This is a genomic window from Aureimonas sp. ME7 (assembly GCF_903970965.1).
Taxonomy (GTDB): Bacteria; Pseudomonadota; Alphaproteobacteria; order Rhizobiales; family Rhizobiaceae; genus Aureimonas.
Window position 1 is genome coordinate 1 of record NZ_CAJCKW010000015.1, and the last position, 14895, is coordinate 14895.

14 protein-coding genes and 1 tRNA gene are annotated in these 14895 nt (G+C 67.5%); 6 read left to right on the forward strand and 9 right to left on the reverse strand.

Going from position 1 to position 14895, the window contains the following annotated elements; genetic code table 11:
- Positions 1–332: 332 nt before the first annotated feature.
- A tRNA-Gly gene (locus tag H7A85_RS18325) sits at positions 333–407 on the reverse strand.
- A gap of 412 nt (positions 408–819) precedes the next feature.
- Here H7A85_RS18325 and trxA point away from each other — a divergent pair.
- The 3 genes from trxA to H7A85_RS18340 all read left to right on the forward strand — a co-directional run bounded on the left by trxA (position 820) and on the right by H7A85_RS18340 (position 2985).
- Complete coding sequence (gene trxA / locus H7A85_RS18330; protein WP_182421969.1) at positions 820–1794, forward strand: thioredoxin; 975 nt, start codon at positions 820–822, stop codon at positions 1792–1794.
- Between the two features lie 241 nt (positions 1795–2035).
- Positions 2036–2716, forward strand: coding sequence for an LON peptidase substrate-binding domain-containing protein (locus H7A85_RS18335; protein WP_182421970.1), 681 nt, complete (start codon positions 2036–2038; stop codon positions 2714–2716).
- A gap of 77 nt (positions 2717–2793) precedes the next feature.
- Positions 2794–2985 carry a Trm112 family protein gene (locus H7A85_RS18340; protein ID WP_182421971.1) on the forward strand — a complete coding sequence of 64 codons (192 nt, stop codon included), beginning with the start codon at positions 2794–2796 and terminating at the stop codon, positions 2983–2985.
- A gap of 36 nt (positions 2986–3021) precedes the next feature.
- On the opposite strand, the gene H7A85_RS18345 is transcribed toward H7A85_RS18340, so the two are convergent.
- The 7 genes from H7A85_RS18345 to H7A85_RS18375 all read right to left on the reverse strand — a co-directional run bounded on the left by H7A85_RS18345 (position 3022) and on the right by H7A85_RS18375 (position 10611).
- Positions 3022–4779: a GTP-binding protein gene (locus H7A85_RS18345; protein WP_182421972.1), complete on the reverse strand. Its 1758-nt coding sequence runs from the start codon at positions 4777–4779 to the stop codon at positions 3022–3024.
- Entirely contained in the window at positions 4779–5681 is a 903-nt protein-coding gene (gene cysD / locus H7A85_RS18350; protein WP_182421973.1) for a sulfate adenylyltransferase subunit CysD, read from the reverse strand. Before cysD ends, H7A85_RS18345 begins: the two co-directional genes overlap by 1 nt.
- Before the next feature lie 85 nt (positions 5682–5766).
- Entirely contained in the window at positions 5767–6543 is a 777-nt protein-coding gene (locus H7A85_RS18355) for a phosphoadenylyl-sulfate reductase (RefSeq protein WP_182421974.1), read from the reverse strand.
- On the reverse strand, positions 6540–7055 hold the full coding sequence (locus H7A85_RS18360; RefSeq protein ID WP_182421975.1) for a DUF934 domain-containing protein: 516 nt from the start codon (positions 7053–7055) through the stop codon (positions 6540–6542). Before H7A85_RS18360 ends, H7A85_RS18355 begins: the two co-directional genes overlap by 4 nt.
- The gene (locus H7A85_RS18365) at positions 7052–8737 is read right to left on the reverse strand and encodes a nitrite/sulfite reductase (protein ID WP_182421976.1); all 1686 of its coding nucleotides are present in this window, start codon (positions 8735–8737) and stop codon (positions 7052–7054) included. The genes H7A85_RS18360 and H7A85_RS18365 overlap by 4 nt, the downstream gene beginning before the upstream one ends.
- Positions 8738–8829: 92 nt before the next feature.
- Entirely contained in the window at positions 8830–9168 is a 339-nt protein-coding gene (locus H7A85_RS18370) for a DUF2849 domain-containing protein (RefSeq protein ID WP_182421977.1), read from the reverse strand.
- Positions 9169–9354: 186 nt separating this feature from the next.
- Positions 9355–10611, reverse strand: a complete 1257-nt coding sequence (locus H7A85_RS18375) for a ubiquinone biosynthesis hydroxylase (protein WP_182421978.1) — start codon at positions 10609–10611, stop codon at positions 9355–9357.
- Positions 10612–10755: 144 nt separating this feature from the next.
- Between H7A85_RS18375 and H7A85_RS18380 the strand changes: the two genes are divergently transcribed.
- From H7A85_RS18380 to H7A85_RS18390, 3 genes are all read left to right on the forward strand, one after another.
- A complete protein-coding gene (locus H7A85_RS18380) occupies positions 10756–11616 on the forward strand; it encodes an acyl-CoA thioesterase II (RefSeq protein WP_182421979.1) in 861 nt (286 codons plus the stop codon).
- Between the two features lie 270 nt (positions 11617–11886).
- Complete coding sequence (locus H7A85_RS18385; protein WP_182422042.1) at positions 11887–12225, forward strand: P-II family nitrogen regulator; 339 nt, start codon at positions 11887–11889, stop codon at positions 12223–12225.
- Positions 12226–12242: 17 nt separating this feature from the next.
- Positions 12243–13631, forward strand: coding sequence for an ammonium transporter (locus tag H7A85_RS18390; RefSeq protein ID WP_182421980.1), 1389 nt, complete (start codon positions 12243–12245; stop codon positions 13629–13631).
- Between the two features lie 85 nt (positions 13632–13716).
- Here H7A85_RS18390 and pyrC read toward each other — a convergent pair whose 3' ends face one another.
- Complete coding sequence (gene pyrC, locus H7A85_RS18395; RefSeq protein WP_182421981.1) at positions 13717–14805, reverse strand: dihydroorotase; 1089 nt, start codon at positions 14803–14805, stop codon at positions 13717–13719.
- Between the last annotated feature and the right edge of the window lie 90 nt (positions 14806–14895).

Here is a 14895-nt window from a genome sequence, read left to right on the forward strand (position 1 = left end):
CCGCTCCAGCCGCCGTGCCGTGGCCGGCTGCGCCACCCCAACCCGCTTCGCCGGCCACCTCAGACGTCGCCGACAAGCCAACCATGCATTAGAGTTCAACCGGGCCACCTGATGGGGGCAGGCCACTGTGATCATCAGGAAGGTATGGTTTGAATCTATCTTCCTCCTTCTATCCGAGGATAGCGAGGGAGCTTTACCCGAGTTGCCGATATTCCTCAGGTGTGCCGATCCAACAGCGCAAAGGGTGGACACCCAGTGGACATCACAAACAAACGCGTGCTGATCAATAAACTTAGTCGAGTTGGTATCAGCTTGTCTTCGTTGGGGATAATTGGAGCGGGCGATGGGATTCGAACCCACGACCCCAACCTTGGCAAGGTTGTGCTCTACCCCTGAGCTACGCCCGCCCGCTCCTCGCTGGCAGCGCGTCGGCGCCAGCGGTGAGGCGCTTATCGCTCAATCGTCGGCCGATTGCAACAGGGAAAATAGCGGCATTTTACCCTTTGTCGGGAAGCTGAAACCAAGGCCGTTGCGGGACGAGCATCCTCCATTCGTAGCGCCCGTTCCGGAACGGGAAGGGGATGGTTCCGGCTGGAAGGGCACTCGTTCCGGCCATAGGCGGAACCGGTTTGCGAACGCTTCCGTGCTGGCCTTTCGGCCTTGATGGGGCAGGGCTTGCGCCCGATATGGGGACCTGTCATCCCCAGAGGCTTCGATGGGTCGATCAGCCCCCGGGGATGGTTTTTTGCGCCTTGCCGCTCCTCTCGCGTCCTTCGCGATCGGTTCCGCGTCACGGCCGGCGAGCAATGGACGGTTTCGATGAGCAACAATCCCTATGCGTCCGCCCTCGGCGGCTATGGCGCGCAGACCACTTCGCCGAACCCGGGCGGCGCGAATGCGGCAACCGCTCCGATGGGTGATCTCGTCAAGGACACGACCACGGCGAACTTCTCGACCGACGTGGTGCGCGAATCGCGCAACCAGCCGGTGCTCGTCGACTTCTGGGCGCCGTGGTGCGGCCCCTGCAAGCAGCTGACGCCGATCCTGGAGCGGGCGGTCCAGGCGGCGGGCGGACGCGTCAAGCTCGTCAAGATGAACATCGACGACCATCCGTCCATCGCCGGGCAGCTCGGCGTCCAGTCGATCCCGGCCGTGTTCGCCTTCCACAACGGCCAGCCGGTCGACGGCTTCATGGGGGCGCTTCCCGAAAGCGAAGTGAAGGCCTTCATCGACCGGCTGACCGCCGGCCAGCCGGCGCCGGGCGGCGATCCGCTGGCCGAGGCTCTGGAACAGGCGGGCGAGCTTCTGAAGGCGGGCGATGCCGCCCGCGCGTCCCAGGTGTTCGGCGCGGTGCTGCAGCACGACCCCGAGAATGCCAAGGCGGCCGCCGGCCTTGCCGAATGCTATCTGGCCGCCGGCGATACGGCGCGCGCCAAGGCCTTGGCGGACCAGCTGCCGCCTGCCCTTCTCGACGATCCGGCGTTCGCCACGGTCAGGACGCAGCTGAAGCTGTTCGAGGAAATTGCCGGGCTCGGCGATCCGGCGGCGCTGGAAGCGCGCCTTCGCGCCGATCCGGACGACCATGCCGCCCGCTTCGACCTCGCCCTGATCGCACAGGCCAAGGGCGAACGCGGTACGGCGGCCGACCAGCTTCTCGAGATCGTCCGGCGCGACCGCGCCTTCGACGACGACGGCGCGCGGCGTAAGCTCCTCGAATTCTTCGAGGCCTGGGGCCCGGCCGATCCCGCCACGAAGGACGGCCGGCGCAAGCTGTCCTCGCTTCTGTTCCGCTAAAGGACGGGCGTCGCAACACCTGCGACGAAAAGGGCGAGTGGAAACATCCACGCAGTCCCCCGCTTGTCCCTTGCTCGGCAACGCGAAGTTGCTCGGCCCGGGGGTGCTTAGGGAAGGCTTGCCGGAATCGTCCTGTCGCTTCCGACTCTGGAAGCAGAACGTTCTGCATCCTTGCGGACCCTCTCTTGAGTTCCCGGCCCTCCGCGCCACTTGCGGGGAGACGCGAAGGGAGGCCCAAGCCTTGGTTCAGGTCGGAAACGTCAACTACCGCACGGAAGAGGAGCTCCCGGACACGGTTCCCGTGTTTCCCCTTTCCGGCGCCCTTCTCCTGCCGGGCGGCCAGATGCCGCTCAACATCTTCGAGCCGCGCTATCTCGCCATGTTCGACGAGGCGATGGCGAGCGACCGGGTGATCGGCATGATCCAGCCGCGGCTCGACGGCACTGTTCGCGCCGACGGCGAGCCGGAACTCTGCGCCGTGGGTTGCCTCGGGCGCATCACCTCGTTTTCCGAAAGCGGGGACGGGCGCTATCTCATCAGCCTCCAGGGCATCGCGCGGTTTCGCATTCTGGAGGAACTCAGCGTTCGAACGCCGTTCCGAGCCTGCCGCGTCGCACCCTTCTCGGCCGACCTCGATCCGGGCGAGGGCTCGGAAGCGGTGGACCGAGACGAGCTCCTGCGCGCGTTCCGGCTTTATCTCGAAGCGAACCAGCTGGAAGCGGACTGGGACAGCATCTCCAAGGCCTCCAACGAGACGCTGGTCAACGCCCTGTCGATGATGTCGCCCTATGGCGCGGCCGAAAAGCAGGCGCTTCTGGAAGCGCCCGATCTCAGGACGCGGGCGCAGACGCTGGTCGCGATCACCGAGATCTCGCTGGCACGCGAGAATTCCGAAGACGGACGCGGGCAGATCCTGCAATAGGGAACCGGTGACGTCCGCCGGGCAAGCACTCGCTCGCCGGACATGCTCCCAAACTGCGATCGAAGGGATCGACGCCGATGGCGGACGACACACAGCGCAACCGGCCGGACCCGAAGCTCCTCGAACTTCTGGTCTGCCCGCTGACGAAGACACAGCTCACCTACGACGCGGAGCGGGGCGAGCTCGTGTCCAAGGCCGCGCGGCTCGCCTATCCCATCCGCAACGGCATTCCCATCATGCTCCCTTCGGAAGCGCGCGAGCTCGATTGAAGCGCGGCCCGGCTGTGGCGCCGGGCCGCAGCGCCGTTAGATTCCCGCCCCGTCCCCGACATCGGTCGGATCGACGGGCCGCGCTTCCGTTTCGGCCGGAACCATCAGCCGGCGCAGGAGCGGGCGTAGCGTGAAGTCGAGGACGCCGAGGATCAGCGCCTGCCAGATGGCAAGGCCGAGCAGCACCGAGATCACCGCCATCAGGATCGCCGCCGCCACGCGGAACAGGGTGACGCCGCGCGCGCGCGCCGGATCGGCCGCGAGCGAGGGCCCCAACCATTCGGCCTTGGCCCTTTGGAAGCCGGTCGCCGAGGCCACGGGGGGCGGCGGGGTGCCGGGGGCGGCGGTGGCGGGCGCCGGCTCGGGGGCGAGGCCGGTGACGACACCGAGCGCCACCGTCTCGTTGGTCAACTGATCGACCAGGATGAAGGCGCCGAGCTCGCGGCTTTCGCGATAGGTCGCGACCACCGGCGGCTTGTCGAAGGCGATCGCAACGCGCCCGATCTCGTTCATCAGGAGCGCGTTGGCCGCGCGCGGCTGGTAGGAATGGATATCGACCGCCTCGCGCAAGGTGCGAACGGTCGCCGGCGTCTGCGCCGAGCCGATCCGGGCGACGACGCGCGCGCCCGCGATCAGCGGACGATCCACCATCCAGAGAAGCTCGGCCTCGACGCGGGCCTGGGGCGCGATCGGATCTCCCTCGCGCACGATCACGTCGCCGCGCGAGGCGTCGATCTCGTCGGTCAGCGTCAGGGTGATCGCCTCGCCGTCCTCGGCCTCGTCCACCTCGCCGTTCGGGCCGAAGATGGCGCGAACGCGGCTGCGCTGGCGGCTGGGCAGCGACAGGATCGCGTCTCCTTTAGCGATGCGCCCGCCCGCCACCGTGCCGCAGAAACCGCGAAAGTCGAGGTTCGGGCGGTTCACCCATTGAACCGGCAGGCGGAACTGCGGCGATCCGGCGTTCAGCGTCGTCGGCTCGGCCCGCTCCAGGGCCTCCAAGAGAGTCGGCCCGTCGTACCACGGCGTATGGGCGGAGCGGTCGGCGAGATTGTCGCCGTTCTTGGCCGACAAGGGAATGTAGCTGACCTCGGTGAAGCCGAGGTCGGGGCGGATCGCTTCGTATCCCCTGACGATCTCGCGGAATGTCGCCTCGTCGAAGTCGACGAGGTCCATCTTGTTGACCGCCACGATCACCGACTGGATGCCGACCATCGAGGTGATGAAGGAATGGCGCCGCGTCTGGGGCAGGATGCCTTTTCGCGCGTCCACCAGGATCACGGCGAGTTCGGCCTGGGAGGCGCCCGTCGCCATGTTGCGGGTGTACTGCTCGTGTCCCGGCGTGTCGGCGATGATGAAGGCGCGCGCGCCCGTCGAGAAGTAGCGATAGGCGACGTCGATCGTGATGCCCTGCTCGCGCTCGGCCGACAGGCCGTCGACGAGAAGCGCGAAGTCCATGTCCTCGCCCGTCGTGCCGAACTTTCTGGAGTCGCGCTTCAGAGCCTCCAACTGGTCGTCGAAGACGGATTTCGTGTCGTAGAGGAGGCGGCCGATCAGAGTCGACTTGCCGTCGTCCACCGAGCCGCAGGTGATGAAGCGCAGGAGGGATTCGGCGGGGGACGCCAGAAGCGGCATGTCGGCCTGCGGATCGACGATCGCGCCGGTCTCCGGGTCGGCCACGGCGTCGTCCGGCGCCGGGCCGGCGAAGGTCTCGTCCTCCGCGATCGCCCGCTCGTTGGCGGAGGTCGCCAGCACGTCGTCATGGGCGGAACCCGGGGTCTTTAGGGCACCGGTCATCAAAAGTAGCCTTCCTGCTTCTTTTCTTCCATGGAGGCGCCGCCGTCCTTGTCGATCAGCCGCCCCTCGCGCTCGGAGGAGCGCGAGCCCCGCATTTCCGAGATGATGCCTTCCAGACTGTCGGCCTCGGAGCGCACCGCGCCCGTCAGCGGATAGCAGCCGAGGGTGCGGAAGCGAATCGTCATCTCCTCGACCGTTTCGCCGGGGAGAAGCTTCATGCGCTCGTCGTCGCGCATGATGATCATGCCGTCGCGCACCACGACCGGGCGCTTCTTGGCGAAGTAGAGCGGCACGACCGGAATGTTTTCCAGCGCGATATAGTCCCAGACGTCGGCTTCCGTCCAATTCGACAGGGGGAAGACGCGAAAGCTCTCGCCCTGCCGCTTGCGCGTGTTGAACAGGCGCCAGGGCTCGGGGCGCTGGTTCTTGGGCTCCCAGCGGTGCTCGGCCGAGCGCAGCGAGAAGATGCGCTCCTTGGCGCGGCTCTTTTCCTCGTCGCGGCGCGCGCCGCCGAAGGCGGCGTCGAACTTGTGGATGGCGAGCGCCTGCTTCAGCCCTTCCGTCTTCATCACGTCGGTGTGGACGCGGCTGCCGGAATCGAACGGGTTGACGCCGGCCTTCACGCCCTCCTCGTTGATGTGGACGATGAGATCGAGGCCGAGATCCCTGGCGATCTTGTCGCGGAACTCGATCATCTCGCGGAACTTCCAGGTCGTGTCGACATGAAGGAGCGGGAAGGGCGGCTTGCCCGGCGCGAAGGCCTTCATCGCGAGATGCAGCATCACGGCCGAATCCTTGCCGATCGAATACAGCATCACCGGATTGTCGGCGGTCGCGGCGACCTCCCGGATGATGAAGATCGACTCCGCCTCGAGGCGTTGCAGATGCGTCATGTGCTTCATGGGAAAAATGGCTTTCCGCTGGGCCTTGAGGCCCGGATGATCGATACGACCGGCAGGGGAGCCGGCTGGAACGGGGGTGGGCTAGCTAGAAGCTCGCCCGGTCCCGGATGGCGGCCTTCATAGTTTCGGTATCGCTGACGGCGACCGGGTCGTCCACATGGAGGCCGCATTCGCGCCGCGTCTCGTCCTCCCACCACCAGCGCCCGGCACGCTCCACTTCGCCGGGCCGGATGGCGCGGGTGCAGGGAGCGCAGCCGATCGACAGGAAGCCTTGCGCATGCAGCGCGTTGACCGGCACCCCGTTGCGCGCCGTGAACTCGGCGATTTCGTCGCGCGTCCAGTCGAACAAGGGGTTGGCCTTCACGAGGCCGCGCCCGATGTCGAGGCTGACGAAGTCCATCGTCTCGCGGTTGGTGGACTGGTCGCGCCGAAGACCGGCGATCCATGCGCTGGCGCCCGCCAGGGCGCGGTTCAAGGGCTCGACCTTGCGCACGCCGCAACAGGCCTTGCGCATTTCGGGCGCGAAGTAGAAGCCGTTGATGCCTTGGTCGTCGATCAGCTCTTCCAAGGCCTCGGCCTGCGGATATTTCGCCTTGATGCGCCGGCCGTAGCGGTTCTCGGTTTCCTGCCACAGCGTGTAGGTTTCGGGAAACAGCCGGCCGGTGTCGAGCGTGACGACCTCGATCTTCAGCTTCTCCGAGAAGATCAGATGCGTCAGCATCTGGTCCTCGATCCCGAGCGAGGTGGTGAAGACGATGCGCCCCGGCACGGTGTCGCGAAGGGTTCGCAGTCGCTCCAGCGGGCTTTGGCCTTCGAAGGCGGCGTTCAGCGCGTCCACCACCTCCGTGTTGGCCGCGCTCATGCGCTCGCCCGGCGCGCGGCCAAGCGCTTCTGCAGGATGCTGAGCTCCTCGCCGTAGCCGGTCTGGTAGTGGTCGCGCACGATGTCCTTGGCGGCCAGCCACTGCTCCACCGGCTGGCGCGCGGCCATCGCGTCGGGCAGTTCGATCTCGTCGAAGCCGCAGTCCAGCGCCTCGCGGAACTGGTCGGCGATCAGGGGGCCGGCGGCGCGCAGCGTGCCGGCAAAGCCCGCCCGGCGCAGCCGCTTGGCGAGCGACAGGCCGCGCCCGTCGGAAAACGAGGGGAAGGCGACGGCGATGAGATCCACTGCGCCGAAATAAGGCTCGATCGCACAAAGCGGGGTGTCGCCGGCCACGAGAAGCCCGAGCGGCGCATTGCGCCGGTCGGCGATCGCCTGATCCACCACGGTCAGCGGCACGAGCACGGCGCCCGCCACCAGCGACAGGTCGGCGCCCTCTTCGACGCGCGAATAGGCGTCGGTCTTGGCGCCGGTTTCGTCGAGAAGAAGGCTCATGCCGGCTCTCCTGCCGTTTCCCCGGCGACATAGGCGGAGAAGCCGTCCTTGAAGGGCTCCAGCCCCGCGCGCTTCACCGTGTCGATGAAGGTTTCCGACCCCTGCCGCTCGCGCTTGTAGACCGCCACCAGTGCCTCGATCGCGCCCGGGACCTGATCGCCGTCGATGCCCGGTCCGACGCGCTCGCCAAGGCTCGCGTCCAGCGAAGCGTCGCCGCCCACCGTGATCTGGTAGTTCTCGCGGCCCGACTTCTCGAGCCCGAGAATGCCGATATGGCCGACATGGTGGTGGCCGCAGGCGTTGATGCAGCCCGAGATCTTAATCTGGAGGGGGCCGAGATCGGCCTGTCGCTCGGGGCTTGCGAAGAGGTTGGAGATGTCCTGCGCGATCGGGATCGAGCGGGCGGTCGCCAGCGCGCAGTAGTCGAGGCCCGGGCAGGCGATGATGTCGGTGACGAGCCCGGCATTGGGGGTATGGAGATCCGCCGCCTTCAGCGCCGCGTAGACCGCCGCCACGTCGTCGAGCTTCACATGCGGCAGGACGAGGTTCTGGACGTGCGTGACGCGGAATTCGTCGAACGAGTACGCTTGCGCGATGTCGGCGAAGGCGCGCATCTGCGCGTCCGACATGTCGCCCGGCACGCCGCCGATCGGCTTCAACGACACGGTCAGCGCGATGTAGCCGGGCTGGCGGTGTTTGAACCCGTTCTGCTCGACGAAGCGGGCGAACTCCGGGTCGCCGGCCTGCGCCGCTTCGAACGCGTCCGACGTCTCGGGCAGCGTCTCGTAGGCGGGCGGAGCGAAGTAGCGGGCGATGCGCTCGATCTCTTGCGGAGGCGCGTTGATCGTCGGCCCGTCGAGTTCGGCGTATTCGGCCTCGACGCGCTGCTTGAACTCGTCCGTGCCGATCTCGTGGACGAGGATCTTCACGCGCGCCTTGTACTTGTTGTCGCGCCGTCCTTCCGCATTGTAGACGCGCATCACGGCTTCCAGATAGGCGAGAAGCTCGTCCTTGGGCAGGAAATCGCGGATCACCTTGCCGATCATCGGCGTGCGCCCGAGCCCGCCGCCCACGATCACCTCGTAGCCGATCTCGTTCGTTTCCGCATGGCGGAGGATCCGCAGGCCGATGTCGTGGACCTTGATCGCCGCCCGGTCGTGCTCGGCCCCCGTCACCGCGATCTTGAACTTCCTCGGCAGCCAAGAAAACTCCGGGTGGAGGCTCGACCATTGGCGGATCAACTCGCCCGTCGGGCGCGGGTCCTCGACCTCGTCGGCGGCCACCCCGGCGAACTGGTCGGCCGTCACGTTGCGGATGCAGTTTCCGCTCGTCTGGATGCAGTGCATCTCGACATCGGCCAGGAGGTCGAGAATGTCCGGCACGTCCTTCAGCTTCGGCCAGTTGTACTGGAGGTTCTGGCGCGTCGTGAAATGCGCGTAGCCCTTGTCGTACTTCTCGGCGATGTGGGCGAGCTGGCGCATCTGCTTGGAGTTCATCGTGCCGTAAGGCACGGCGACGCGCAGCATGTAGGCGTGGAGCTGGAGGTAGAGGCCGTTCTTCAGGCGCAGCGGCTTGAACTCGTCGTCCGACAACGAGCCGTCGAGGCGCCGCTCCACCTGATGGCGGAACTGAGCGACCCGCTCGCGCACGAAGCGCTCGTCGAATTCGTCGTAACGATACATGGCCCTCTGTCCTTCCTTATCCCTCGCGAAGCTCCGACCCGCTTCGCGTCATGCCCGGCGCTCGGGGCGCGTCCGCCCGGCCGGTATCGATCTCAAAAGTCGGCCTGCTTGCCGTATTGCGTCAGGATCGTCGGTCCCTTCTGTCGGATCGCCTCGCGAAAATGCGTGGCGACCGCGGCGCCGGCCTCGTCGCGCGTCACGGGAACGAGATAGGGGTCAACGATGCGGTTGGCCGCAAAGCCCTTGCGCCCTTCCTCCTCCATCCATTCGGCCGTCTCGGCGTCGTCCGCGATCAAGGCCGCGCCCGGATCGAAGCTCCAGCCCTCGCGCGTCAGGAACACGACCTCGCCGTCCAAAAGATCGTTGGCGGTCATGATCACCGGGAGCTTGGGCCCCTTGTTCTTTCCGCCCGCCTTGGCCTCGGTCGCCATTCCATTCCTTCCCGGCGACGAAAAAGCGCCGCCCATGCCTAGGGGCCGCAGGCGAGACGATCGCCGCGGTGAAGCTGTCATGGTTCTAAATAGGCGAAGGGCGCGCAGGTTGCGCCGTCGCGCGTTCCAAAGCGAAGGGCCGAAGGGAAAGGATTTTGCGCGTCTCCCCGCGATTTCCCGTTCCCGTCAGATCGGCTGCCCCGCGAGAAGGCGGGGCGAGGGGCCGCCGGTGAGCCCCGACGCCTGCCGGATGAAGTGCCGCTTCAAGGGCGGGGCACGGTCCACCAGCGACAGGCCGAAGGAGCGCGCGGCGCGAAGCCAGGCGTTGTCGTTGGAGAACAGCCGGTTCAGGATGTCGGTGGTCAGGCCCATCTGCACCGTGTCGAAACGGCGCCAGCGTCCGTAGTCCTCCAGGGTGTCGAGCGCGCCGATGTCGCGCCCGAGGCGGGCGGCTTCCACCACCACCTGCGCCAGGGCTGCCGCGTCTTTGAAGCCGAGGTTCAGCCCCTGGCCGGCGATCGGGTGGATGCCGTGCGCGGCATCACCCGCCAGCGCGACGCGCGGGCGCACGAAGTCGCGCGCCAGCGTCAACCCGAGCGGAAAGGCGCGCGGCCGCCCTTCGACGCTGAGCGCCCCGAGCTTCAGGCCGAAGCGCTGCTCGAGCTCGAGCTCGAACACCATTTCGTCGGCGCGAAGCAGGCGCTCGGCTTCCGCCGTCGATTCGGTCCACACCAGCGAGGAGCGGTTGTTGCGCAGCGGCAGGATGGCGAAGGGGCCGGCCGGCAGGAAATGCTCCTCGGCGCGCCCCTCGTGCGGGCGCTCATGCGCGACGGTCACGACGATGCCGGACTGGCCGTAGTCCTGATGCACGGTGCGGATGCCCGCCATGTCGCGGATCTTCGACTTGACGCCATCGGCGGCGATCAGGAGGCGGGCGCGCACGACCTTGGCTCCGTCAAGCTCCACCGCGATATCGACCGGCCCTTCCGTCAGCCCGGTGACGGCGGTGCCGGAGCGGATCTCGATGCCGAGCGCCTCGGCGCGCTTGCGCAGCGCCCCGTTCAGCGCGACGTTCGGCACCATATGGGCGAAGGGCTCGCCCGGCTCCGCCTCGCCCCCGAACGTCAAAAACACTGGGCGGACCGGGTCGGACTGGCGCGAATCAGTGACGATCATCTCGCGGATCGGCTCCGCCTCGGCGCGGATCGCGTCCCAGGCTTCCAGCCGCTCCAGCATGCGAACGGCGGCGGCCGCGATGGCGGAAGCGCGCGTGTCCCGTCGCCAGACGTCGCCCGGCGCGGCGTCCACCAGCACGATGCGAAGGCTGGGCGCCGCCTGCGCGATCGCCACTGCCGTTGCCAGCCCCACATAGCCCGCGCCCGCCACCACGATGTCGCGGCGCTGGTCCTCGGCGGCGGCGTCGGTCTCGAAGGAATCGGGCATGGGAAACTTCCGGGCTGAACGGGAACGGCGGGATCGCCGCCGAGGATGTATCTCCTGATCTAGGCGCGCCCGCGTGCCGGGGCAACTTGCGAGCGCCGAGGAATTGCCGGACAAGGCGGGGCGGCAGGCAGGAGCAAGGATGCGATGAACGAGACGATCCAACGGCTGGTCCGGTCGCTCGACCTCGAAAAGCTCGAGGAAAACCTCTATCGCGGCGTCAGTTCCACGGTCGGCTGGCAGCGCACCTTCGGCGGCGAAGTGATCGCCCAGAGCCTCGTGGCCGCGCAGCGCACGGTTCCGGCTGAGCGCGGCGTGCATTCGCTGCACGGCTACTTCATGCGGCCGGGAGACCCCAAGGCACCGGTGATCTTTGAGGTGCGCCGCATCCGCGACGGGGGCTCGTTCACCACGCGCATCGTCACCGGCATCCAGCACGGCGAGGCGATCTTCACCCTGTCCGCCTCGTTCCAGCGCCACGAGGAGGGGTTGGACCATCAGATGGCGATGCCGGACGTGCCGCGCCCGGGCGACCTGCCTTCGGCCGCCGACCTGACGGCCGAGATTCTTGAGCGCGCCCCCGAGCCGATCCGCCGCTACTGGAGCCGGCCGCGCCCGGTCGAGTTTCGGCCCGTATCCTTCGACCACTACCTGACGCGCGACAAGCTGCCTCCGCGCCAGCAGGTCTGGGTGCGCACCGTCGCGCCCTTGGGCGATGATCCCGCGCTGAACGCGGCGGCGCTCGCCTATCTCTCCGACATGACGCTTCTCGACACCTCGCTCTTCGCCCACGGCCTGTCGGTGTTCGACGAGCGCATCCAGGCGGCCAGCCTCGACCACGCCATGTGGTTCCACCGTCCGGTGCATGTCGGCGACTGGCATCTCTACTCGCAGGACAGTCCGAGCTCGTCCGGCGGGCGCGGCCTGACCCGTGGCTCGCTCTTCGCGCTGGATGGGACCCTCGTCGCCTCCGTTGCGCAGGAAGGGCTGATCCGGCGTCGGCGATGAGACGCCGGCACGCATCTGCCTAATCGCGCGGCAGTTGCGTCCAAATCGTTCATTTCGCCCGGGATCGCGTCAACCCGCCTGACCATCGATCCGGCAACGAGCCCTTTCGCGCCGCACAAAAATGGCGAAATCGTGCTGCGCGGCGAGTTGGCATGCAGTTTGCTTGCTTGTCAGGCGTGGACCCGTTCGTGCTTGCGCCGATGGGCCGCCCAATCCAGTCAGGTGTCCGGGAGCGGACGCTTCGACCCGCGCGAAGGTTTCGAGGTGGACATGAAAATCGTGATGGCGATCATCAAGCCATTCAAGCTGGACGAGGTGCGCGAGGCGCTCACCGCCGTCGGGATCCAGGGCCTGACCGTGACCGAGGTGAAGGGTTACGGACGCCAGAAGGGCCATACGGAGATCTATCGCGGCACCGAATACGCCGTAAGCTTCCTGCCCAAGCTCAAGATCGAGATGGCGGTGCCCTCCGACATGGTGGACCGCGTCGTCGAGGTGATCGCGATGAGCGCCAAGACCGGGCAGATCGGCGACGGCAAGATCTTCGTCTACGGCATCGACCAGGCGGTCCGGATCCGCACCGGCGAAACCGACGCGAACGCGCTTTGAGGGGATACGAAAACACCATGCGCTTGTTGAAGACTGTTCCCGCGGCGCTGGCCCTTTCGGGCCTTTCCGCCGTTGCCGCCCTGGCGCAGGAGGCCAGCGTCGCGCCCGCGCCCCAGACCGTGCCCGACGCGGCGGCCGCTGTCGCCGAGACGATGGACAAGGGCGACGTCGCCTGGATGCTCGTTTCGACCGTCCTCGTGCTGTTCATGATCCTGCCGGGCCTCGGCCTGTTCTACGGCGGCCTCGTGCGCGCCAAGAACATGCTCTCCGTCCTCATGCAGTGCGTCACCATCACCGCCGTGGTGATGATCATCTATGTCGTCTACGGCTATTCCTTCGCCTTCGGCGGCTCGACCAGCGCCTTCTGGGGCGGCACGGGCAAGCTGTTCCTGGCCGGCATCGGCCCGGACACGCTGTCGGCGACCTTCACGGACGGGGTGATGATCCCCGAACTCGTGTTCATCGCCTTCCAGATGACCTTCGCCTGCATCACGCCGGCGCTGATCGTGGGCGCCTTCGCCGAGCGCATCAAGTTCTCGGCCGTGGTGCTCTTCACCGTCCTTTGGGTGACGATCGTCTACTTCCCCATCGCGCACATGGTGTGGGATGCCAACGGCCTGATCTTCACCGGCGCGCATGCGGGCGGCGTCGCCGCGCTCGACTTCGCGGGCGGCACGGTGGTGCACATCAATGCCGGCATCGCCGCGCTCGTCGGCGCGATCCTGGTCGGCAAGCGCACCGGGCTCGGCCGTGACATGATGGCTCCGCACTCGATGACGCTGACCATGGTCGGTGCCTCCATCCTGTGGGTCGGCTGGTTCGGCTTCAACGCCGGCTCCAACCTCGAGGCCAACGGCGGCGCGGCGCTCGCCATGATCAACACCTTCACCGCCACGGCCGGCGCCACGGTGGCCTGGATCGTGATCGAGGCGATGGCACGCGGCAAGGCGTCCATGCTGGGTGCGGCGTCCGGCATCATCGCCGGCCTCGTCGCCGTCACTCCGGCGGCCGGCATCGTCGGCCCGATCGGCGGTATCGTGCTCGGCGCCATCGCCTCGGCCGCCTGCTACTTCTTCGTGGCGGTGGTCAAGCCCAAGGCCGGCTACGACGACTCACTCGACGTGTTCGGCATCCACGGCATCGGCGGCATCGTCGGCGCGATCGGCACGGGCATCTTCGCCTCCACCTCGCTCGGCGGCATCGGCTATGCCGACGGCGTCACCATGGGCGGGCAGGTCTATTCCCAGATCGTCGCCGTCCTCATCACGATCGTTTATTGCGGCGTGGTCTCGGCGATCCTCTACAAGATCGTCGACGCGGTGGTCGGCCTGCGCCCGAGCGTGGAAGCCGAGCGCGAAGGCCTCGACCTCACGAGCCACGGCGAGGCGGCCTACCACTCGTCCTGATCGCTCGTTCGATCATCGCAACGAAAGAAGGGCAGGCGGAGCGATCCGCCTGCCCTTTTCGCGTTTCAGCCGGGCAATGCCGTCCTCAGGGACGGATTTCGCCGATCGACCAGGGCAGGGGCTCGCCGCCCCGAAACACCACGACGTCCTCCTCCTCGACCGACACGGCGGCGAGCGCCGTCGAGGGCTTCTTGACCAGCGTGATCGTGCCCTCGTTGACCGGGATCCCATGGAAGCGTGCACCGTTGAGGCTCGCGAAGGCCTCGAAGCGATCCAGCGCGCCTTCCTCGTCGAAGACCTGGACATAGGTCTGGAGCGCCGTCGCCCCGCCGAAGATGCCGGCCGAGCAGCACTCGGCCTGCTTGGCGCCGCGCCGGTGGGGCGCGGTGTCCGTGCCGAGCATGAAGCAGCCCTCGCCCGATGTCGCCGCCTTGCGCAGCGCCTGCCGGTGCCGCTCGCGCTTGGCGACGGGCAGGCAGTAGAGATGGGGCCTGAGGCCCCCTTGGAAGATCGTCGTCCGGTTGATCACGAGGTGATGGGGCGTGATGGTGCAGGCCGCGTGCGAGGCGTGGGCGCGAACGATGTCGATCGTCTCGGCCGTGGTCGCGTGCTCCACCACCACTCTCAAGCCCTCGTGGCGACGCAGCATGGGCAGGAGGCTCGCCTCCATGAAGGCGGCCTCGCGGTCGAAGATGTCGATCTCCGGGTCGGTGGCCTCGCCATGCACCAGCACCGCCATGCCGATGCGCTCCATGCGCTCCAGGACGGGCGCCAGCGCCGCGATATCGGTGACGCCGGCATGCGAGTTGGTGGTGGCACCGGCCGGGTAGAGCTTCGCCGCGCGCCACACGCCCTCGCGGTAGCCGCGCTCGATCTCGTCGGGCGTCGTGTGGTCGGTCAGGTAGCACGTCATCATCGGCTCGAAGTCCGAGCCTTCGGGCAGCGCCGACAGGATGCGCTCGCGGTAGCTTGCTGCCGCCTCGACGCTCGTCACCGGCGGCACGAGGTTCGGCATGATGATGGCGCGCTTGAACTGGTTCGCCGTGAAGGGCAGCACCGCCCGCAGCATCGCCCCGTCGCGCAGGTGGACGTGCCAGTCGTCCGGGCGGCGAATGGTGATCTCGACCGGGGCGGAGGCGGCGGTCTCGGCGGCGAAGAGCGTATCGGTGGACATGGGGCGGCCTTGGGCGCGAGGGCGAGAACGGCGGCTACCTCCCTCGCGCGTCGTCGGCTGGCCGAAACGCGAAAGGGCGGCGCGTTCTCG